A 20,394-nucleotide genomic window follows, 5' to 3' on the forward strand; every position below is an offset into this window, starting at 1 on the left:
GTTTGTGGTGTATTTGTGATTTAGATGCGGGTAGGGCTGCCTGGATGATTACCTCGTGATCTTGCGGGGTAGAGTGGAGCCTGGGCCTTGATCATCCTGGCGGCTTGTTTCGCCACCCATATCTGGACATAGCTAATGAGCACACACCTGGCAGACGAGCCCCTCACCATCGGCTTCGTCCTGCTGAACCGTTTCACCCTGATGCCCTTCGCCGCCTTCGTCGACTGCCTTCGCCTGGCCGCCGACGAGGGCGACCGTAGTCGGCAGCTGCGCTGTCGCTGGACCTTCATGGCCAGCAACAGCGAGGCGGTGCTCTCCAGCAGCGGTGCGGCCATTTCGCCCTGTGAGCCTTTCAGCAACCCGAGAGGGTTCGACTATATCGTGGTCGTGGGGGGCGTTCAGGCGGAGGGCGACCGGCAGGATAGTGCTGCCCTGGCCTACCTGCGTGAGGCGGCCGGTGCCGGGGTTCCACTGGTGGGGCTGTGTACCGGGGTGTTTGCGCTGATCCAGGCCGGTCTCATGAAGGGGCGGCGCTGCTGCGTCAGCTGGTATCACCACCGTGACCTGGTCCAGCGCTTTCCGGCCATCGAGCCGGTGGCCGACCGACTGTTCATCGATGACGGAGACCGGCTTACCTGTGCCGGCGGTGCGGCGGCAGCCGACCTGGCGGCCTATCTGATCGAGCGTCACCAGGGCAAGGCCTGGGCCATGAAGAGCCTGAATATCATGCTCCTCGACGAGGCGCGAGCCGGTACCCACCCTCAGCCTCAGCCGGTGGTGTTCGGCAAGATCGAGGATCGCCTGGTTCGCCGCGCCATTGCGGTGCTCGAGCAGCACCTGGGGGAAGCGCTGTCGATGGAGGCGCTGGCCGAGCGTGTGGGCACCTCGCGCCGTAATCTGGAGCGGCGGTTTCGCGATTCGCTTGGCGTCAGTCCGCTCAAGTTCTCCCGGGACCTGCGTCTGCGTTACGGCCTCTGGCTGCTGCACTACACCGGCAAGAGCGTCACCGAGATCGGCGAGCGCTGCGGCTTTGCCGATACCGCCCACTTCTCGCGCCACTTCCGCAAGGCCTTCGATGCGACGCCGTCGGAGATGCGCAAACGTGCCGGTGAGCCGGGTAGTGACCGGGTCGACCCCTTCTTTCTGCATATCGACGGCCGGCCTGTGCCTTGAGCCCTCGGCCACCCTTCAGGTTTTTCGCCCCCTCACGCTTTCAGTAAGCGCACCGCAGCCTGCTGTTTCCCCGTTGCTCGAGTGGTGGCCAGCTCCCTCGGCGTACAGGAATCCTGTCGCATCTGTTCAATCCCTCCCCGTCGCGGTCGTCTTTAATCGAGTGGTATGCCAGACGCGCAGCGTGGTGGTTATCCACGCATAAGGATTTCAAATTTTTCCTTCTGATGGGTAGGCGATAGATTCGAGGTACACCCTGCCCGACATCGATAACAACAGGAGCCAGTCATGAACCAGGTAGGTCTCGCCAACTTCGACTCCCAGATCGCCGCCGCCATCGCCGACGAGGTGGCCCGCCAGGAGGCTCATGTCGAACTGATCGCCTCCGAAAACTATGCCAGCCGTGCGGTAATGGAAGCCCAGGGCACCCAGCTGACCAACAAGTATGCCGAAGGCTATCCCGGCAAGCGTTACTACGGCGGCTGCGAGCACGTTGATGTGGTCGAGCAGCTGGCCATCGACCGCGCCTGTGACCTGTTCGGCGCCGACTACGCCAACGTTCAGCCGCACTCTGGCGCTCAGGCCAATGCTGCGGCGTTCATGGCGATGGTCAAGCCGGGCGACACCATCCTCGGCATGAGCCTGGCCCACGGTGGCCACCTGACCCACGGCGCCGCGCCGAACTTCTCGGGCAAGCACTACCATGCCGTGCAGTATGGCCTGAATCCGGAGACCGGCGAGATCGACTATGAGGAGGTCGAGCGTCTGGCACGCAGCCACAAGCCCAAGCTGATCATCGCCGGCTTTTCCGCCTATGCGCGTGTCGTCGACTGGCGCCGCTTCCGCGCCATCGCTGATGAGGTGGGCGCCTGGTTCATGGTCGACATGGCCCACGTGGCCGGCCTGATTGCCGCGGGTCATTATCCGAGCCCGGTTCCCCACGCCCATGTGGTCACCACCACCACTCACAAGACCCTGCGCGGCCCGCGCGGTGGCCTGATCCTCTCCGCCACCGGCGATGCGGACCTCTACAAGAAGCTCAACGGTGCGGTCTTCCCGGGCCAGCAGGGCGGCCCGTTGATGCATGTCATCGCTGCCAAGGCGGTGGCCTTCAAGGAGGCCATGAGCCAGGAGTTCGTGCAGTACCAGCAGCGCGTCATCGACAACGCCCGCGCCATGGCCGGCGTGTTCCTGGAGCGTGGCTATGATGTCGTCTCCGGCGGTACCGATGACCACCTCTTCCTGGTCTCGCTGATCAAGCAGGGCGTCACCGGCAAGGACGCCGATGCGGCACTCGGCCGTGCCCATATCACCGTCAACAAGAACGCCGTGCCCAACGATCCCCAGAGTCCCTTCGTTACCTCCGGCCTGCGCATCGGCACCCCGGCGGTGACCAGCCGTGGCTTCGACGAGACCGAGTGCGCCGAGCTGGCCGGCTGGATCTGCGACATCCTCGACGTGCTGGCCGACCAGGAGTCGACGGAGTCCGTGGAGGCGCAGGTGCGCGAAAAGGTGGCCAAGCTCTGTGGACGTCACCCGGTCTATGGCGACTCTGCCGCCACCGGTCACCAGACCCCCGCCCAGGCCGATGCCGCGTCAGCGGTCTGATCGCCTTAACGAATCAGAAGCGGATTCAGGAGAGAGACATGCAACGCTATTCAGGCTTCGGGCTGGCCAAGCACGCGCTCAGCCACCACGAGAACTGGCAGCGCCAGTGGCGCAACCCGACCCCCAAGAAAAAGTACGACGTCATCGTCGTCGGTGGCGGCGGCCATGGCCTGGCCACCGCCTACTACCTGGCCAAGAACCACGGTATCACCAACGTGGCAGTGCTGGAGAAGGGCTGGCTGGGGGGTGGTAATACCGCGCGTAATACCACCATCGTTCGCTCCAACTATCTGTGGGACGAGGCGGCACGTCTCTATGACCACTCGCTGGATCTGTGGAAGGGGCTGTCCCAGGACCTCAACTACAACGTGATGTTCTCCCAGCGTGGCGTGATGAACCTGGGACATACCCTACAGGACATGCGCGATATCCAGCGCCGGGTGCATGCCAACCGGCTGAACGGCGTCGACAGTGAGGTGATCACCCCCGACCAGATCAAGGAGATCGTGCCGGTCATCGACACCTCCAAGCGCGCCCGCTATCCGATCCTCGGCGCCTCCTGGCAGAAGAGCGCCGGCGTCGCTCGCCACGATGCGGTGGCCTGGGGCTACGCCCGGGCGGCGGATGCCCTGGGGGTGGATATCCTGCAGAACACCGAGGTCACGGGCTTCAAGATTCGCGATGGTCAGGTGTATGGCGTGCACACCAATCGCGGCGATATCGAATCCAAGACCATCGGCTGCGTCACGGCGGGCAACTCCGGCGTGGTGGCCAAGATGGCCGGCCTCACACTGCCGCTGGAATCCCATCCGCTGCAGGCGCTGGTCTCCGAGCCGCTCAAGCCGGTGCTCGACACCGTGGTGATGTCCAATCATGTGCATGGCTATATCAGCCAGTCCGACAAGGGTGACCTGGTCATCGGCGCCGGTATCAACGGCTACCTTGGCTACGGCCAGCGCGGCAGTTACACCACCGTGGAGCACACCCTGCAGGCCATCGTCGAGATGTTCCCGATCTTCTCGCGGGTGCGCATGAACCGTCAGTGGGGCGGCATCGTCGACACCTGTGCGGATGCCTGTCCGATCCTCTCCAAGACCAAGGTCAAGGGGCTGTTCTTCAACTGCGGCTGGGGCACCGGCGGCTTCAAGGCCACTCCGGGTTCCGGTCATGTCTTTGCGGCGAGCCTTGCCAAGGGCGAGATGCATCCCATCGCTGCGCCGTTCTCGATCGACCGCTTCAACACCGGTGCCCTGATCGATGAACATGGCGCCGCCGGCGTCGCGCACTAAGGAGAAATACGATGTTCTATATCCATTGCCCTTATTGCGACGAATACCGCGATGAAGAGGAGTTCCACCCCAAGGGCCAGGCGCATATCGCCCGTCCCGAGGACCCCGAGTCCTGCACCGATGATCAGTGGGGTGCTTACCTGTTCTTCCGTGACAACCCGCGCGGCATCCACCATGAGCTGTGGGTGCACGCGATCGGCTGCCGCAAGTTCTTCAACATCACACGTAATTCGGCGAGCTACGAGATCCTCGAGACCTATCGAATGGGTGAGCAGCCTCGCTTCAGCGCCGAGCATCCCGAGGGGAAGTCCGTCGAAACAGTGGCGGCCGAAAAGGTTGCCGCCGAGGCGGGAATGGTCGCAGGTCAGGAAGGAGTCAAGGCATGAGTCAGTCGAATCAGCCGAATCGTCTTCGCCAGGGTGGACGCATCGACCGCGCCCGCACCCTGAGCTTCACCTTCAACGGCAAGCGCTATCAGGGCCATGCCGGTGACACCCTGGCCTCGGCACTGCTGGCCAATGGGGTGGATCTCGTCAACCGCAGCTTCAAGTATTCCCGTCCGCGCGGCATCGTCGCCGCCGGCGCCGAGGAGCCCAATGCGCTGGTCCAGCTGGGCAGCACCGAGGCGGCCCAGGTGCCCAACGTGCGTGCCACCCAGCAGGCGCTGTTCGAGGGCCTCACGGCACAGAGCACCAACGGCTGGCCCAACGTGCAGCGTGATGTCATGAGCCTGGTCGGCAAGCTGGGCGGGCGCTTCATGCCGCCGGGCTTCTACTACAAGACCTTCATGGCGCCGGCCTCCATGTGGATGACCTACGAGAAATACATCCGCAAGGGAGCGGGTCTGGGTCGCAGCCCGATGGAGAACGATCCCGATAGCTACGACCACCTCAACCAGCATTGCGAACTGCTGGTGGTCGGTGCCGGCCCCGCGGGTCTGGCCGCCGCGCTTACCGCCGCTCGTGCCGGCGCTCGCGTGATCCTCTGCGATGAGCAGGAGGAGATGGGTGGCTCGCTGCTTGCCAGCCGTGAGCTGCTCGACGATCAGCCGGCCGCCCAATGGGCCGAACAGGTGATCAGCGAGCTGGCCGAGAACGACAATGTCACCCTGCTGCCGCGCACCACGGCCAACGGCTACCATGACCATAACTTCGTGACCCTGCACGAGCGGCGCACCGAGCATCTCGGTGAGGCCGCGCCGACGGTCGACGGTTACCGGCTCACGCGCTCACGCATGCATCGAGTGCGGGCGGGGCAGGTGCTGCTGGCCACGGGAGCACATGAGCGCCCGCTGGTCTATGGCAACAATGATGTGCCGGGCAACCTGGTGGCCGGTGCGGTCTCCACATATATCCGCCGCTACGGTGTGGTACCGGGCAACAAGCTGGTGCTCTCCGTCAGCAACGATCATGCCTATCGTGCCGCCCTGGACTGGGATGAAGCCGGCCGTGAAGTGGTGGCCATCGTCGATGCGCGCCGTCATCCGGATGGTGAGCTGGTCGAGCAGGCTCGGGCCCGTGGCATCCGCATCATCGAAGGCTCGGCGGTGCTCGAGGCCAAGGGCGACAAGCGCGTCAGCGGCGCCCGTGTGGCGACCATCGATGCAGCGGCCTTCAAGGTCACCGGTCAGGCCGAACTCCTGGAGTGCGACACCATCGCCAGCTCCGGCGGCTACAGCCCGGTGATCCACCTGGCCTCTCATACCGGTGCGCGGCCCACCTGGGACGAAGAGATCCTCGGTTTCGTGCCCAGCCTGGTGAAGGGGGTGCACGCCGCAGGCAGCGCCCGCGGCGTACATGACCTGGCCGAGGGCCTGGCCGATGGTGCGGCCAAGGCGACTGAGGCGCTTGCCGCGCTGGGCAAGTCTGCCAGCGCCATCGAGCCGCCCCGAGCCGAGACCATTCGCGAAGGCGAGGCCTGTGCTCTCTATCAGGTGCCCCACGAGAAGCCGACCCTGCGTGCGCCCAAGCAGTTCGTTGACATGCAGAACGACGTCACCGCGGCGGCCATCGAGCTGGCCACCCGCGAGGGCTTCGAGTCCATCGAGCACGTCAAGCGCTACACCGCCATGGGCTTCGGCACCGACCAGGGCAAGCTGGGCAACATCAACGGCATGGCCATCGCCGCGCGCTGTCTCGGCAGGTCGATTCCCGAGGTGGGTACCACGGTGTTCCGGCCCAACTACACACCGGTCACCTTCGGCGCCATCGTCGGACGTCACTGCCGTGAGCTGTTCGACCCCGAGCGCTACACCGCCCTGCATCAGTGGCATGTGGAGAATGGTGCCGAGTTCGAGGACGTCGGCCAGTGGAAGCGCCCCTGGTACTTCCCACGCAAGGTCAACGGCAAGCTCGAGACCATGGATGAAGCCGTGGCACGCGAGAGCCTGGCGGTGCGTACCGGCGTCGGCATCCTCGATGCTTCCACCCTGGGCAAGATCGATATCCAGGGGCCGGATGCGCGGGAATTCCTCGGTCGCGTCTACACCAACAAGTGGGCCAAGCTGGCGCCTGGCCGGGTACGCTACGGCCTGATGTGCAAGGACGACGGCATGCTGATGGACGACGGTACCACCAGCTGCCTGGGCGAGAACCACTTCCTGATGACCACCACCACCGGCGGCGCCGCCGGCGTGATGGAGTGGCTGGAGCTGTGGCACCAGACCGAGTGGCCGGAGCTGCAGGTGTACTTCACTTCGGTCACCGATCACTGGGCGACCATGACCGTGACTGGTCCGGATGCACGCAAGCTGCTGTCCGAGATCACCGATATCGATCTCGACCGCGAGCAGTTCAAGTTCATGGACTGGCGCAACGGCAAGGTGGCCGATGTCCCGGCGCGGGTGTTCCGCATCTCCTTCACCGGGGAGCTGGCCTACGAGATCAACGTGCAGGCCAACTACGCCATGCATGTCTGGAAGACCCTGTTCGAGCACGGCAAGAAGTATGACCTGACGCCCTACGGCACCGAGACCATGCATGTGCTGCGTGCCGAGAAGGGGCTGATCATCGCCGGTCAGGATACCGATGGCTCGGTGACCCCCGAGGATCTGGGCATGTTCTGGGCGATCGGCTATGACAAGCCCTTCTCCTGGATCGGCAAGCGCGCCCTGACGCGCCCGGATACGGCGCGCAAGGACCGCAAGCAGTTCGTGGGGCTCAAGCCCGTCGACCCGAAGGTGGTGCTGGAAGAGGGCGCCCATATCGTCGTCGACAAGGACCAGCCCATTCCCATGGATATGCTGGGTCATGTGACCTCGAGCTATTACAGCCCGAACCTGGAGAGCGGTTTTGCTCTGGCAGTGATCAAGGGCGGTCGGGACCGCATGGGCGAGAAGCTCTATGTGCCGATGCCGGACGGTCAGGCCCATGAGGTCGAGGTCGTCAGCCCCGTATTCATCGATCCCAAGGGAGAGCGTCAGCATGTCTGATATCACTTACGGCAAGGTTGCGACCTTCAACACCCATCCGGACGCCTCGATTCCCAAGGAGTCACCGCTGTCCGTGGCGTACAACACTGGCAGTGTGCCGGCCGCGTCATCCGGCAGCGGAATCCTGTTCAAGGAGCAGGCCTTCCTGGGCCACCTGATCCTGCGCGGCGGGGCCATCGTTCTCGATGAAGCCGTGCGCAAGGTGCTGGGCATCAGCCTGCCCGGCCAGCCCCTGGGGCTGGCGCTGGACGCCAGCGGTGAGCGCAGCGTTCAGTGGCTGTCGCCGGATGAGTGGCTGGTGATCGTGCCCGGTGGCGAGGAGCTCGATGTCGAGCAGCGGCTGCGCGACGCCCTGGGCGATGCCCACTATGCCATCGTCGATGTCAGTGGGGGGCAGACTCTGATCTCCCTGGAGGGGGAAAAGGTCCGCGAGCTGCTGATGAAGTCGACCAGCTACGATGTCCACCCGAGCAACTTCCCGGTGGGCAAGGCGGTCAGTGTGGTGTTCGGCAAGTCCAGCCTTATCCTGCGCCGTCCCAGCGAGGAGCGCTATGAGCTGGTGCTGCGCAGAAGCTTCGCCGACTACCTCTATCGCTGGATCCTGGACGCCGGCGCCGAGTATGGCATTGGTGTGCAGCGTTAGGAGCCGGGCGGTGAGCAAGGCCGCTTCTCGTTTGTTCTGCAGGGATGCCTGGTGTTCAAGCATGCTGCATCACGAGCCGAGGAGCGGCATAGGGGCATGTCTCCATGATGTGCAACAAGATCAACAATATCGCTTAAAGGAAGAACAATGACCGACAAGATCAAGGTACTGCGTGACGCACAGCCGGACGTGCTGCTGGACGCCAGCTCCTGGGAAAAGCTCTCTGGCGATCCTCATACCGTCAACCTCAACGCCTACGCGTCGGAGGACGGGACCAAGACCATGGGCACCTGGATCTGTACCCCGGGAAGATGGGCAGTGAACTACGACAAGTGGGAATACTGTGACTTCCGTGAAGGGTACTGCATCCTTACCCCGGAAAATGGCGAGCCGATTCACCTGAAGGCGGGTGATATCTTTATCGTCGAGCCGGGGTTCAAAGGCACCTGGGAAGTGGTTGAAACGGTACGCAAGTATTTTGTTTTTGCCTGAATCAATCTTTCGCATTGAGTTGATATGGCGGTGTATTGGCGGTTGATGCCAGCCGCTGTACCACTCGTCAGGGTTAGGCCGGGGGCGGGATGTTTCCCCCTCCCGGCTTTTCGCCATCACAGGAGTCAGGCTCATGGGGCGTCATTCAGATAACTGGATCATGACCGCGCAGTGCCCGAGTCGGTTGGGTACCGTGGACGTGGTCACACGCTTTCTCAAGGAGAATGCTTGTTACATTACCGAACAGCACTCCTTCGATGATCGGCTGAGCGGACGCTTCTTTATCCGCACGGAGTTCAGGCCGGAGGCAGAAGGGTTTGAGGCCGCAAGCTTCGAGACCGGCTTCGCCGAGCGTGCCGCCGAGTTTGGCATGACGTTCGAACTGACACCGCCAGACCGGCGGATGCCGGTAGTGATCATGGTCTCCAAGGCCGACCACTGCCTGAACGATCTGCTCTATCGCTACCGTATCGGCCAGTTGCCCATCGATATTCGCGCCATCGTCTCCAACCATCCGGATCTGGCCAATCTGGCGGAGTGGCACGGCATTCCCTACCACCATTTCCCGATCACGCCGGATACCAAGCCCGAACAGGAGGCCCAGGTGTGGCAGGTGGTCGAGGAGACGGGGGCAGAGCTGGTGATCCTGGCCCGCTACATGCAGGTGCTCTCGAGCGACCTGTGCGAGAAGCTCAGCGGCCGCGCCATCAATATCCATCACTCGCTGCTGCCGGGCTTCAAGGGGGCCAGGCCCTACCACCAGGCCTATGAAAAGGGCGTCAAGCTGGTCGGCGCCACCGCCCACTACATCAACGATGACCTCGATGAGGGCCCGATCATCACCCAGGGAGTGGAGCCGGTGAGTCACGCCGACTATCCCGAGGATCTGGTGGCCAAGGGGCGCGACGTCGAGTGCCTGACCCTGGCCCACGCAGTGGCCCTGCACGTGGAGCGCCGCGTCTTCCTGCATGCCAGGCGCACCGTGGTCTTCGACCGCTAGGTACATCTGCGAGTGCGTATTGCGTGGGAGGCCGGCTTTGCCGGGCGAATGGCGCCGTCAGGCGCCCATCGATGAATCCAATAACAAGGTCATTACATCATGCCAATCAGTGTCTTCGATCTTTTCAAGGTCGGCGTCGGGCCTTCCAGCTCGCACACCGTGGGCCCGATGCAGGCCGCCTGCAACTTTGTCGCCGAACTCGAGGCCAGGGAGCTGGTTGAGCACACCCGCCGCCTCGAGGTCGAGCTCTATGGTTCGCTCTCCGCCACCGGCATCGGCCATGGCACCGACCATGCGGTGATCATGGGCCTGATGGGCGAGCGACCCGACCATATCGACCCGGATGTCATCGTCCCGCGGATCGAGGCCCTGAAGTCCTCGGGTACCCTGCAGCTGGCCAGCCGCCACGCTGTTGCCTTCGACTGGCAGCGCGACATGCGACTGCTCGAGGAGAGTCTGCCCCAGCATCCCAACGCCATGCGGCTGCTCGCCTATGGCGATGAGGGCGAGCTCTACCGCAATACCTACTACTCGGTGGGCGGCGGCTTCGTCATCGATGAGGCCCAGTCTGCCGAGGGGGTGCTGGATACCGACCACACCGAGATCCCCTATGACTTCCAGACCGGCGACGAGCTGCTGCGCATGTGTCGCGACAGCGGCCTGCGCATCAGCGAGCTGATGCTGGAAAACGAGAAGGCGTGGCGCAGCGAGGCGGAGATCCGTGAGGGTCTGCTGACCATCTGGACGGCGATGCAGGCGTGCATCGAGAAGGGCATGGAAGCCGAGGGCGTGCTGCCCGGCGGGCTCAACGTCAAGCGTCGCGCCAGGAACCTGCACCAGCGGATGCTGGCCAGCAAGGACGACCACTCGCTGATCGCCTCCACCATGTCGGCCATGGACTGGGTCAACCTCTATGCGCTGGCGGTCAACGAGGAGAACGCCGCCGGCGGGCGCATGGTCACCGCGCCCACCAACGGCGCGGCGGGCATCATCCCGGCGGTGCTCCAGTACTACATGCAGTTCCGCCAGGGCGCCAATGAGCGCGACGTGGTGGACTTTCTGCTGGCCGCCGCCGCCGTGGGCATCCTGTGCAAGAAGAACGCCTCCATCTCCGGTGCCGAGGTGGGCTGTCAGGGCGAGGTGGGCTCGGCCTGCGCCATGGCCGCCGCCGGCCTCACCGAATTGATGGGTGGCAGCGTCGACCAGGTGGAGAACGCCGCCGAGATCGGCCTGGAACACAACCTGGGACTGACCTGCGACCCGGTGGGGGGCCTGGTGCAGGTGCCCTGCATCGAGCGCAACGCCATCGCCTCGGTGAAGGCGATCAACGCCGCCCAGATGGCCCTGCGCGGCGATGGTGAGCACTTCATCTCGCTGGACAAGGTGATCCGCACCATGCGCGATACCGGTGCGGATATGCAGGAGAAGTACAAGGAGACCTCGAAGGGTGGGCTCGCCGTCAGCGCCATCGAGTGCTGACTCTCCCACCGCCGTGCTGCCGGTGGGCCTGACTCAGGAGGCCAGCGCCTGCAGCACGGCGTCGCGGCTGGCGCGTTCCCGCTCGGCGTAGAGCGCCAGCTCGTCGGCCACCGGGGCGCCCAGTGCCGCCTCGAAGGCCGCGCGGTTGGCATTGCCGGCGTAGGCACCGTTATCCCCGCCGCCCAGGTTGGACTGGAAGATGCCCGCCGCACTGATCGGCAGGAAATCCTCGTAGGTGATTGGGCGCGCGCTGACCAGCCCGCGTTCGATCAGTGTCTCGAGGTCCGCCTCGGCGACCTTGTCCGCGGCACGGCCGGCGTCGGTCAGGCGGTATTCGAAGAACGCCAGCCCCTGGCGGCGCAGCGCGCTCTCGCTGTCGGGGAAGTCGGCGAACACCTCGGCCAGAACCTGCTGATGCGCCGCATTGTCGAGGCCTTGGGTCCGCTCACGGGACGCCGTCAGCAGACGGTCGTAGAGCTCGCGTCCCTTGGCGGTCAGCGCCACTCCGCGCTGTTCGATCTCACCGAAGCGGGCGGTATGGGTACCCTGGCACTCGCCCTGGAAGCGGGTCGGCTCCTCCAGCGCCTTGAAGCTGGTCTGGCGCAGCAGGATCGGGCAGTCGCGGCGCGGTGGGCCCTCGATCACGGCCTTGGGATTCATGCCGGCCGCCGGCATGCGCCGCTGGACTTCGTCGATATCCAGGGTGCGCGGCGTCAGATGGTTGATATGTGGCCCGCGGAAGCACACCACGTCGGCGATCAGCCGGTGCTCGGCGTGCAGTGCCTCATAGGTGGCGAGGTCCACGGTGGCATCATGGTGCCAGCGGAAGGTCTCCAGCGCCTCGACGACGAAGCGCTCGGCCTGGTCATCGTCGAGTCCACCCTGCTGTTCATGCAGTGCGATCAGCTCGCGCACGCCGGGGGTGAAGATGTCGCGCTCGGCCAGGATGGCCGCCGCGCGCTCGCGCAGTGCTTCGCTCTCGATCAGCTCCAGGCGCAACAGCGAGGTGAAGATGCGGAAGGGGTTGCGGGCCAGGGCCGCATCATCGACCGGGCGAAAGGCGGTGGAGTGTACCGGCACCCCAGCCTCGGAGAGATCGTAGTAGCCCACCGGGTACATGCCCATCACCGCGAACAGGCGGCGCAGCATGCCAAGCTCGTCGGCGGTGCCGACACGGATGGCGCCGTGACGCTCGACATCGAGCCGCGCCAGCTCATCGGCCTCGGCCAGCCGTTCGGCCAGCGACGGGTTCGCCTCCAGCGTCTCGCGGTTCACCTGCTCCACCAGCTCCAGCAGGGTGGTGTACTGCGGCACCTCACTCTGGTACATGGCCGACATGGCGGCGGCGAAGCGGTGACGGATCTCATCGGGGGAAATCAGGAATGCTTGGATCATGGAGTCTGTCTCTCGGGTTGTGGGTCAGGGGAGTGGGGCATGTTCGAGGTGCGGTAGGGTGAAACTATCCATTCTTGCACTGGAGCGGGGGGCTTTGAAGGCTCGGACCCTGTGCTCATCTACGCCACCCCATTAACCCTGCTCGCGAGTGCAGCGCATCGCCCTCCGGTTAAGTCTGCACCAGACGAGTCAGCTCCTCGAGATAGCTCTCCAGCACGAGGTTGGGCGGTGCGCCCTTGCGCGTAATGGCGCTGTAGTGGGTGCAGTAACGCCATCTCTCGGGGCAGAGGGCGCGCATGCGCCCCTCGCGGACCCAACCTTCCGCGTAATGGGTCGGCAGGTAGCCGATAAAACGGCCGGAGAGGATCAGGAAGGCGATGCCTTCGCGGTCGCTGGCCGAGGCTGCTTCCTTCAGTGGCTCATGAACTTCCTTGATCTCGGGGGTCTGGGCGTAGGCGGGAACCACGGCATCGTGGTTGGCCAGAGCCGCCTCGTCGATGTTTTCCACTTCGAACAGCGCATGCTCGTTGGAACAGTAGAGGCGCGACTCCTCGGCGTAGAGCGAGAGGTAATGCAGCCCCGGTAGCACCTTGAGGTCGGGAATCACCCCGGTGTGGAGTCGCCCATCGAGTACCGCCATCTCGATATCGCTGGGGGGAATCATGCGGATGTTGATGCGCACCTCGGGGCCGCGCTCCTTGAGCGCGCTGAGTGCATCGGTGATATGCATTTCGGGCATTGTCACCAGATTGTCGGTAATGCCGATATTGAGCTCGCCCTTGAGCTGGGCATGCAGGCCGTTGACCCGGGTGCGAAACCCCTCCACGGCGGCCAGCAATTGCAGGGTCGATTCATAGACCTCCGCCCCCTCGTCGGTCAGGGCGAAGCCGCTGCGTCCGCGTTGGCAGAGACGCAGGCCTAACCGTGTCTCCAGGTCATTCATCGCCATGCTGATGGCGGCGCGACTGATGCCCAGCGCCACCTCGGCGGCAGAAAAACCCCCGCACTCCACCACCTTACGGTAGATCCGTAAAAGTCTGAGATCAGTGTCCCCCAGCTGCCCCATGGGGGTACTCTTGCGCTTGCGCTGTACCATCTACCCTCTCCGCCGCTGCTGTCCGCCGGCACGGGGTGTCGCTAATGACTTCCGTACCTTCTGTTAAGTATTCACTTTCACGAAGTTAAATACTTTTTAGTTTGACTGATCCAAGCTAGGGGCTAGCTTGAAGAGTGTCAATATGTCTTGAAGCAGTGGTGGCTAGGAGGCGAGGAAAGTCTATGGCGATGGATGCCTAAAGTGGCCGTATGCCCACGGCGCACACTAAACAGTGACGACGGCCAGGAAACATAACTCAAACTAGGTAGTAAGATTCGAACTGAATGGATCAGAATCTAGTTTTTCGGGATGGCCAGGCCGAAGGTTTTTTAGACACAAATGAAGAGGATGTGCTGATATTACTGATGTGCCTAATCGGGACATCATTCGACTATTTAAGGGTGGCCAAATGACTGATTTAAATAACAACCTGACAAGTAATCAGCCTGTCAAAAAACTAGACAGTGACGGGGTGTTTCACTCTTGGTCAGCGCAAGGCTCTCTGGATCCTCTGGTGATCAAGAGTGGTAGTGGTTGTCGCCTATGGGACTATGAGGGGCGCGAATACCTCGACTTTTCCAGTCAACTAGTAAACACCAATATTGGGCATCAACACCCTAAGGTGGTCAGTGCCATCAGGGCGCAGCTGGAGGAGCTGTCCACCGTGGCGCCCGCACATGCCAACTATGCACGAGGCCTGGCAGCCGAAAAGATCCTGGCGCGAGCTCCCGAGGGGTTTCACAAGGTGTTCTTCACCAATGGTGGCGCCGATGCAAATGAGAATGCTATCCGGATGGCGCGCACCATTACTGGGCGTGACAAGGTGTTGTCGTCCTATCGCTCCTACCATGGCGGAACCGGGTCGGCCATCGTGGCAACCGGTGACTTTCGTCGAGTGCCGAATGAGTATGCTCGTGCTCATGTTCATTTCTTCACCCCATACCTCTACCGTAGTGATTTCTGGGCGCAGAACGAGGAGGAGGAGTCGGCTAGGGCGCTTCAGCATCTCCGACGCGTGATCGAAGCCGAGGGACCAGGATCCATAGCGGCTATCCTGCTTGAAACTATACCTGGAACCGCTGGGATACTTACGCCTCCTAAGGGTTACTTGGAAGGCGTACGTGCGCTGGCCGATGAGTTCGGAATCGTGCTAATTTTCGATGAAGTGATGGCCGGATTCGGGCGTACAGGAAAGTGGCTGGCGCTGGATCATTTCGATGTCACTCCTGATCTGATTTCCTTTGCTAAAGGTGTTAACTCCGGCTATGTTCCAGCCGGTGGGGTTATTATTTCAGAGAGAATTTCGCGATATTTCGATGAAAACATGTTTTTCGGTGGTCTCACCTACTCAGGGCATCCACTAGGAATGGCGGCTATTTGTGGAACCCTTGATGCCATGGAGGAAGAGGACATCGTGGGCAATGCGGCGCGCATTGGTAGTGAGGTTCTGGCGCCTGGGTTAAAGCAGATAGCCGAACAGCATGAGGTGGTTGGCGAGGTGCGTGGTGTGGGGGTTTTCCAAGCCATCGAGCTAGTTGAAGATCGTGAAAGTCGCCAGCCGCTCAATGCCAAGTCGATGGGGCAGGCCAAGGCTTCCATGGTTGAGTCTGGTCTGCTTCCCTTTGTAGTAGCGAATCGTATCCATGTTGTACCTCCCTGTATTGTTAGCGTCGAAGAGGCGAAGAAAGGTTTGAGCATTATCAGCGATGTCTTAGGCAGTATTCGTCGATAGGAGCGGAGGGCTCTTGACGGATGGAGCGGCCAAATAATGAAAATGATAGGTGTCAATATTGTCCATGCCGTCAGCTCATGATCCCTCGAATTATATTGAGCGAATAATCGATTTCACAACAACGCACCACCAAAAGGTAATCCATGACAGCACTCGGCCACCTGATCAACGGCGCTCGCGTCGATCGCCAAGGGCGCAGCCAGGATCTTTACAACCCCTAACTTCCCCGCGATGGTGCCGCTGTGGATGTATCCCATGGCCATCGCCTGCGGTAACACCTTCGTGCTCAAGCCCTCGGAGCGTGACCCGACCTCGGCACTCTTTATCGCCGAGCTGGCGCTGGAGGCGGGCCTGCCCGCGGGCGTGCTCAACGTCGTCAATGGTGACAAGGAGGCCGTGGACACCCTGCTCGATGATGCCCGTGTCCAGGCCGTCAGCTTCGTCGGCTCCACGCCGATCGCCGAGTATATCTACTCGCGGGCCAGCGCCAACGGCAAGCGTTGTCAGGCGCTGGGTGGCGCCAAGAACCACGCCATCGTCATGCCCGATGCCGATATGGAAAATGTGGTCAACTCGCTGACCGGAGCCGCCTTCGGTTCCTCCGGCGAGCGCTGCATGGCGCTATCCGTGGCGGTGGCCGTGGGGGATGAAGCGGCCGATACCCTGATCGCCAAGATGCAGGAGTCGATGGCGACCCTCAAGGTCGGCCCCTTCTCCGACAAGAGCAACGACTTCGGTCCGGTGATCACCAAGGCGCATCAGGAAAAGGTCTGCGGCTATATCGCCAGTGCCGCGGAGCAGGGCGCTACCCTGGTGGTCGACGGTCGCGACGTCCAGGTGGAGGGTTACGAGGGGGGCTTCTATGTCGGCGGCACCCTGATCGATAATGTGACGCCCGAGATGACCTGCTATCGGGAAGAGATCTTCGGTCCCGTGCTGCTGGTCATGCGGGTCGACAGCATGGAAGAGGCGATGCGGCTGATCGATGAGCATGAGTATGGCAATGGCACCTGCATCTACACCCGCGATGGTGAGGCGGCACGCTACTTCAGCGATAATATCCTGGTCGGCATGGTAGGAATCAACGTGCCGCTGCCGGTGCCCGTGTCGTATCACAGCTTCGGTGGCTGGAAGCGTTCGCTGTTCGGTGATCTTTCCGCCTACGGCCCCGACGCGGTTCGCTTCTACACGCGTCGCAAGACCGTGACCCAGCGCTGGCCCTCCGCCGGCGTGCGTGAAGGGGTGCAGTTCTCCTTCCCCTCCTGAGCCCCGGTGGTTTCGTTGAGGCTAAGTGGCTCCGCCTAGGCGGGGCCATCGTGATTGAGACGCCAAAAATATCAACAACAAGCAGTGGAGATAACGATGTTCGGATTACCCGTATCCACCACCTGGCTGGTCATCGGTGTGCCGGTGTTCTGGGTGCTCTACACGCTGGGCTTCCTCTGGGTAACGCGAGGCTGGCCGGGACTCAAGAACTCGGAGTCCGGTCGCTGAGTCGAGGCGGCTGGTCATGAAAACAAGAATCGCGTGACAGGAGAAAATGAGTGAACTCGACGGTATTGCTGTTTCTTGGCTTGTACTTCGCCGGCATGTTGGCAGTAGGTGTGATTTCCATGCGCCGAGGCGGCTCGAGCAGCATGGAGGGGTACTACCTTAGCGGTCGCAATGTGGGGCCTCTGGTGACCGCCATGACGATGCAGTCGACATCCATGAGTGGCTACATGTTCCTGGGGGCCGGGTCTCTCGGCTACACCCAGGGGTATTATGGATTCTGGTATGCCGCGGGAGATATCGGTGGCGGGGTGGTGAACCTCTCGGTTCTCGGACGGCGGATGCGAAAGCTCTCCCAGATCATGGGGGCACTAACTTCCATCGAGTATCTCGAGAAGCGCTATCCCAGCAAGTGGGTCCGCCTGATCGCGGCGGTGCTGTCGGTCTCCCTGCTGGGCGCCTATGTACTGGCGCAGTTCATCGCCGGTGGCAAGGGCCTGGAACTGGTGACAGGACTGCCCTACGAGGTGGCGCTGGCGATAGCCGTGGGCGTCATTCTTGCCTATACCCTGATGGGCGGCTATGGCGCGGTGGCCTACACCGACCTGCTGCAGAGCTTCGTGATGATCATCGGCATCGTCTGGATCCTGGTCGCCACGCTTCAGGAGGTCGGTGGCCTGACGGCTGCCAACCAGGCCATCGCTTCCATTGATCCGACGCTACTCAGCATCTGGGGCAAGGATCTCGTCCATGAAGGGCAGTGGGGAATCGTGCTGGGGGCATTGTTGATCTTCTCCATCGGCTATATGGGTTGGCCCCACGTCGTCACGCGTCACATGGCAATGCGCAACCCTTTCCATGCGCGTCGCGCCGGCGTCTACTCCACCCTGTGGAACCTGGTGTTCGTCAGTGCCCCCTATATTCTCGGCACCCTGGCCATCCTGGTGCTGCCCGATCTCGACGACCCAGAGCAGGCCATCTTCGCCCTGGCCCAGAACCTGCTGCCTGCCGCCGTGGTGGGTATCGTGATGGCGGCCATCATGGCGGCCATCATGTCCACGGCCGACTCGATCCTGCTGCAGACCGGGAGCATTGCGGCGCGAGACCTCTATGAGCGGTTTATCAATCCGAACATGGAAGAGAAACAGATGGTGAGAGTGTCCCAGCTGATCGTTCTGTTGCTGGGAACCGTCTGCGGTGTCGTGGCCGTCTTCGAGCCGCCGGCGATCTTCTCCATCGTCGTCTTCACGACCTCGGTACTGGGCAGTGCCTTCCTGCCGGCGTATGTGGCCGCGGTGTGGTGGCGAAAGGCCAATACGCCCGGTGCCCTGGCCTCGATGATTGTCGGTAGCCTGGTGGCGTTCTTCTGGCAGTATCTGGCGCTGGACGGGGTGACCGGCCTGCATCCCATGCTGGCCGGTGTGGTGCTCTCCAGCCTGGCGATGGTCGTCGCCAGCCTGCTGACGCAAACCAGCCATCCCGTTCCCGAGCATATCCTGCAGGCGATGGAGGAGACCGCCGAACTGCGCCCCCTGCCGAGGCCACTGAAGGCGCAGCAAAGCTTCGAGATGGCACATGAGGCGCTGACGCTCAAGCTCAGTGAGCGCCCGGCGTGATCGAGCCCTCGGGGAGTCCCGTGGTGGACGTCGCCGATGATCGGGAAGCCTGGCTCAAGGCCAGGCTTCCCCTCGACGGCCTCGAACGACGTGTCGCCAGCATCGACGCCGAGCTGACGATCGATAGGGTCGAGCCGATCGGCTTCCCGTACCTGCTTTGTCTCTATCGCTGGAACACTCGACGCTGGGGCATGTCGCGTCAGGAGCTGATGAACTGTCTGGTCGATCGTTGCCAAGGGGTCAGTACGACAGTGGAGGGCATCGAGTTCGGCTCTCCCCTGAGGGCTGCCACGCTGCCTGCCCCCGAGCTCGAGACGCCTCCCCTCGAACGCAAGGCGCGCCAGCATGTGATGCAGGTGCGCCGCCATCGGCTGAAACGGCGAAGCGCCTCGGGGCTAGAGTTGATACGCTGCGAGACCGTTCGCAAACCCCTGTGGCGCCTCACTGCTCACCATGAACGGCATGGCGATCTCGAGCTGCTGATCGATGCTCTCAATGGCGGTTATTACCTGCTGTAAGCGGGCGCACTTGGCGGGCCGGCTGGCTGGAAGGCGTCGAGGCACGCCCGCCATCGAGGCGGTACGCGCCCTCTACCAGTAAGCTCGACGGCGTTATGCGCCGAGTCGATCCTTCAGCGCCTGGCAGAACTTCTGCCAGGCGCTGTGCTTTTCGGGAGGTCGTGCAGGCATGCCCAAGGGCATCATTGACCTGTCACGATTCCTGTTGCCCCTTGGCCGCCACGCGACGCTCACGACGACGACGCTGCACCATGCGGTAGCGTGAGCGTACCTCGTCACGCTCCATATAGCAGCCTTGCAGCCAGCGGTGGCCGCTCGAGCCCTCGAAGGCGTCGCGGGCGTGTAACAGGCGGCGATTGTCGAAGATCACCAGGTCGCCGGGCGCATAGGTGAAGCGGATGGCGAACTCTGGCTCGCGCAGCATCGCCTGCAGGGTCATCAGGGCCGCATAGGCGGACTCCACCTCATCGAAGTTGGCCTGGAGCGGGCCGCGCAGAAAGTCGGCGATGCGCACCTCGAGCAGTTCGCCGCGATCATCCAGGCGAATCATCGGCGAGTACCAGACGTAGTCGGTGGTCCTGGCGGTATTGGCGAAGCACCAGTGAACTCGAGTCAGGGTGTCAAAGGCCTCGGGGTCGCGTTGGCGCAATGCCTCGGCCACGGCGAAACCATCGAGCATAACCGCCTGGCCGCCGGAGACGCTGTTCTCCAGGCAGTGCAGCATCTGCAGGCCCGGATGATACTCGCGAGTCGGCAGGTCGGTGTGCGGTGGCAGGGCGATGGAGGTGTAGGCGTTGGAGTCCGGGTCGGGCTTGGCCTTGACGTCGAACAGCAGGCCGAAGTTGGTGGGACGTACCGGACCGATGCGCCGGGCGATGGCCTCTAGCGAGCCGGGTTCGGTGGGCAGACCGCGCAGGCGCACCATCCCCTTGCCCAGTACGCTCTCCAGGGCTGGTGCGAGGATCGACTCCTCGGTCTCGCTGTCAGGCGTGGTGTCGAGCAGGCCGCTGGCATCGAGGCTGTCCGGAGCCGCCTCGGGGCCGCCATGCCAGAGCTTCACCGTTGCCAGCGGCGCCTCGGGATCCTCGGCATTGTCGTAATCGTGGGCACGCAGCCAGCCTGGGTGAAAGCGCAGGCGCAGTTGCTCCGGGGCAAAGTCCACGCATAGTGCGCCGGCCGCATCGATCTCGGCGCCGGCGACCTCCGGCCATCCGGGCAGGGCGGAGAGGTCGAGGATGCGCTCCCGGGTGGCGGGATTGATGGTGGAGTCGTCGGCGGCATTCTCACGCAGCCAGATGCTGTGGTAGCGGCTCTCGCGGCCATCGCTCCAGCGCACGGTCACCAGGCGTGGTGAGAAGGTTAGCGTCTCGAGATGCGCCTCGATGGGCCAGGCGTCGTAATCGGGTGTCGCTGGAAGTGCGGTGGTCATCTTGGC

Annotated in this window: 17 protein-coding genes; 14 read left to right on the forward strand and 3 right to left on the reverse strand. The window is 62.9% G+C overall.

Annotated features, from left to right (window positions below; genetic code table 11):
• The first annotated feature begins 135 nt into the window (after positions 1-135).
• From GRB80_RS06150 to GRB80_RS06190, 9 genes are all read left to right on the forward strand, one after another.
• A complete protein-coding gene (locus tag GRB80_RS06150) occupies positions 136-1,173 on the forward strand; it encodes a GlxA family transcriptional regulator (protein WP_161422912.1) in 1,038 nt (345 codons plus the stop codon).
• A gap of 285 nt (positions 1,174-1,458) precedes the next feature.
• Positions 1,459-2,778 carry a serine hydroxymethyltransferase gene (gene glyA / locus GRB80_RS06155; RefSeq protein WP_161422913.1) on the forward strand — a complete coding sequence of 440 codons (1,320 nt, stop codon included), beginning with the start codon at positions 1,459-1,461 and terminating at the stop codon, positions 2,776-2,778.
• A 38-nt stretch (positions 2,779-2,816) separates the two neighbouring features.
• Entirely contained in the window at positions 2,817-4,067 is a 1,251-nt protein-coding gene (locus GRB80_RS06160) for a sarcosine oxidase subunit beta family protein (protein WP_161422914.1), read from the forward strand.
• A gap of 11 nt (positions 4,068-4,078) precedes the next feature.
• A complete protein-coding gene (locus tag GRB80_RS06165; RefSeq protein WP_161422915.1) occupies positions 4,079-4,453 on the forward strand; it encodes a sarcosine oxidase subunit delta in 375 nt (124 codons plus the stop codon).
• The gene (locus GRB80_RS06170; RefSeq protein WP_161422916.1) at positions 4,450-7,497 is read left to right on the forward strand and encodes a sarcosine oxidase subunit alpha family protein; all 3,048 of its coding nucleotides are present in this window, start codon (positions 4,450-4,452) and stop codon (positions 7,495-7,497) included. The genes GRB80_RS06165 and GRB80_RS06170 overlap by 4 nt, the downstream gene beginning before the upstream one ends.
• Positions 7,490-8,140, forward strand: a complete 651-nt coding sequence (locus tag GRB80_RS06175; RefSeq protein ID WP_161422917.1) for a sarcosine oxidase subunit gamma — start codon at positions 7,490-7,492, stop codon at positions 8,138-8,140. Before GRB80_RS06170 ends, GRB80_RS06175 begins: the two co-directional genes overlap by 8 nt.
• 147 nt (positions 8,141-8,287) lie before the next feature.
• Positions 8,288-8,632, forward strand: coding sequence for a cupin domain-containing protein (locus tag GRB80_RS06180; RefSeq protein ID WP_132041705.1), 345 nt, complete (start codon positions 8,288-8,290; stop codon positions 8,630-8,632).
• A 133-nt stretch (positions 8,633-8,765) separates the two neighbouring features.
• The gene (purU, locus tag GRB80_RS06185) at positions 8,766-9,632 is read left to right on the forward strand and encodes a formyltetrahydrofolate deformylase (RefSeq protein WP_132041704.1); all 867 of its coding nucleotides are present in this window, start codon (positions 8,766-8,768) and stop codon (positions 9,630-9,632) included.
• A gap of 99 nt (positions 9,633-9,731) precedes the next feature.
• Positions 9,732-11,111: an L-serine ammonia-lyase gene (locus GRB80_RS06190; protein ID WP_161422918.1), complete on the forward strand. Its 1,380-nt coding sequence runs from the start codon at positions 9,732-9,734 to the stop codon at positions 11,109-11,111.
• Between the two features lie 33 nt (positions 11,112-11,144).
• Here the strand turns inward: GRB80_RS06190 and hglS are convergent, their stop codons facing one another.
• Entirely contained in the window at positions 11,145-12,506 is a 1,362-nt protein-coding gene (gene hglS, locus GRB80_RS06195; RefSeq protein ID WP_161422919.1) for a 2-oxoadipate dioxygenase/decarboxylase HglS, read from the reverse strand.
• Positions 12,507-12,675: 169 nt separating this feature from the next.
• Complete coding sequence (locus GRB80_RS06200) at positions 12,676-13,602, reverse strand: LysR family transcriptional regulator (protein ID WP_161422920.1); 927 nt, start codon at positions 13,600-13,602, stop codon at positions 12,676-12,678.
• 409 nt (positions 13,603-14,011) lie between these two features.
• Between GRB80_RS06200 and GRB80_RS06205 the strand changes: the two genes are divergently transcribed.
• The 5 genes from GRB80_RS06205 to GRB80_RS06220 all read left to right on the forward strand — a co-directional run bounded on the left by GRB80_RS06205 (position 14,012) and on the right by GRB80_RS06220 (position 18,959).
• Positions 14,012-15,334: an aspartate aminotransferase family protein gene (locus GRB80_RS06205; protein WP_161422921.1), complete on the forward strand. Its 1,323-nt coding sequence runs from the start codon at positions 14,012-14,014 to the stop codon at positions 15,332-15,334.
• Between the two features lie 183 nt (positions 15,335-15,517).
• Positions 15,518-16,600: a CoA-acylating methylmalonate-semialdehyde dehydrogenase gene (gene mmsA / locus GRB80_RS06210; protein WP_337194372.1), complete on the forward strand. Its 1,083-nt coding sequence runs from the start codon at positions 15,518-15,520 to the stop codon at positions 16,598-16,600.
• Between the two features lie 96 nt (positions 16,601-16,696).
• The gene (locus GRB80_RS16460) at positions 16,697-16,828 is read left to right on the forward strand and encodes a hypothetical protein (protein ID WP_267491317.1); all 132 of its coding nucleotides are present in this window, start codon (positions 16,697-16,699) and stop codon (positions 16,826-16,828) included.
• A gap of 50 nt (positions 16,829-16,878) precedes the next feature.
• Positions 16,879-18,441 (forward strand): sodium/proline symporter, encoded by a 1,563-nt coding sequence (locus tag GRB80_RS06215; RefSeq protein WP_202597171.1) that lies wholly within the window; start codon positions 16,879-16,881, stop codon positions 18,439-18,441.
• Positions 18,438-18,959: a hypothetical protein gene (locus GRB80_RS06220; protein ID WP_161422922.1), complete on the forward strand. Its 522-nt coding sequence runs from the start codon at positions 18,438-18,440 to the stop codon at positions 18,957-18,959. Before GRB80_RS06215 ends, GRB80_RS06220 begins: the two co-directional genes overlap by 4 nt.
• A gap of 193 nt (positions 18,960-19,152) precedes the next feature.
• Here GRB80_RS06220 and GRB80_RS06225 read toward each other — a convergent pair whose 3' ends face one another.
• Entirely contained in the window at positions 19,153-20,388 is a 1,236-nt protein-coding gene (locus GRB80_RS06225) for a TauD/TfdA family dioxygenase (RefSeq protein ID WP_161422923.1), read from the reverse strand.
• Positions 20,389-20,394 lie beyond the last annotated feature (6 nt).

Origin of the sequence: Halomonas icarae (assembly GCF_009901955.1) — a bacterium.
GTDB lineage: Bacteria > Pseudomonadota > Gammaproteobacteria > Pseudomonadales > Halomonadaceae > Halomonas > Halomonas icarae.

Coding starts and splice junctions, on each gene's coding strand:
- GRB80_RS06205 (WP_161422921.1), top strand. CDS start 14,012: ATGACTGATTTAAATAACAACCTGACAAGTAATCAGCCTGTCAAAAAA.
- GRB80_RS16460 (WP_267491317.1), top strand. CDS start 16,697: ATGTTCGGATTACCCGTATCCACCACCTGGCTGGTCATCGGTGTGCCG.
- GRB80_RS06170 (WP_161422916.1), top strand. CDS start 4,450: ATGAGTCAGTCGAATCAGCCGAATCGTCTTCGCCAGGGTGGACGCATC.
- GRB80_RS06190 (WP_161422918.1), top strand. CDS start 9,732: ATGCCAATCAGTGTCTTCGATCTTTTCAAGGTCGGCGTCGGGCCTTCC.
- GRB80_RS06150 (WP_161422912.1), top strand. CDS start 136: ATGAGCACACACCTGGCAGACGAGCCCCTCACCATCGGCTTCGTCCTG.
- GRB80_RS06165 (WP_161422915.1), top strand. CDS start 4,079: ATGTTCTATATCCATTGCCCTTATTGCGACGAATACCGCGATGAAGAG.
- GRB80_RS06175 (WP_161422917.1), top strand. CDS start 7,490: ATGTCTGATATCACTTACGGCAAGGTTGCGACCTTCAACACCCATCCG.
- glyA (WP_161422913.1), top strand. CDS start 1,459: ATGAACCAGGTAGGTCTCGCCAACTTCGACTCCCAGATCGCCGCCGCC.
- purU (WP_132041704.1), top strand. CDS start 8,766: ATGGGGCGTCATTCAGATAACTGGATCATGACCGCGCAGTGCCCGAGT.
- GRB80_RS06225 (WP_161422923.1), bottom strand. CDS start 20,388: ATGACCACCGCACTTCCAGCGACACCCGATTACGACGCCTGGCCCATC.
- GRB80_RS06180 (WP_132041705.1), top strand. CDS start 8,288: ATGACCGACAAGATCAAGGTACTGCGTGACGCACAGCCGGACGTGCTG.
- GRB80_RS06200 (WP_161422920.1), bottom strand. CDS start 13,602: ATGGTACAGCGCAAGCGCAAGAGTACCCCCATGGGGCAGCTGGGGGAC.
- hglS (WP_161422919.1), bottom strand. CDS start 12,506: ATGATCCAAGCATTCCTGATTTCCCCCGATGAGATCCGTCACCGCTTC.
- GRB80_RS06160 (WP_161422914.1), top strand. CDS start 2,817: ATGCAACGCTATTCAGGCTTCGGGCTGGCCAAGCACGCGCTCAGCCAC.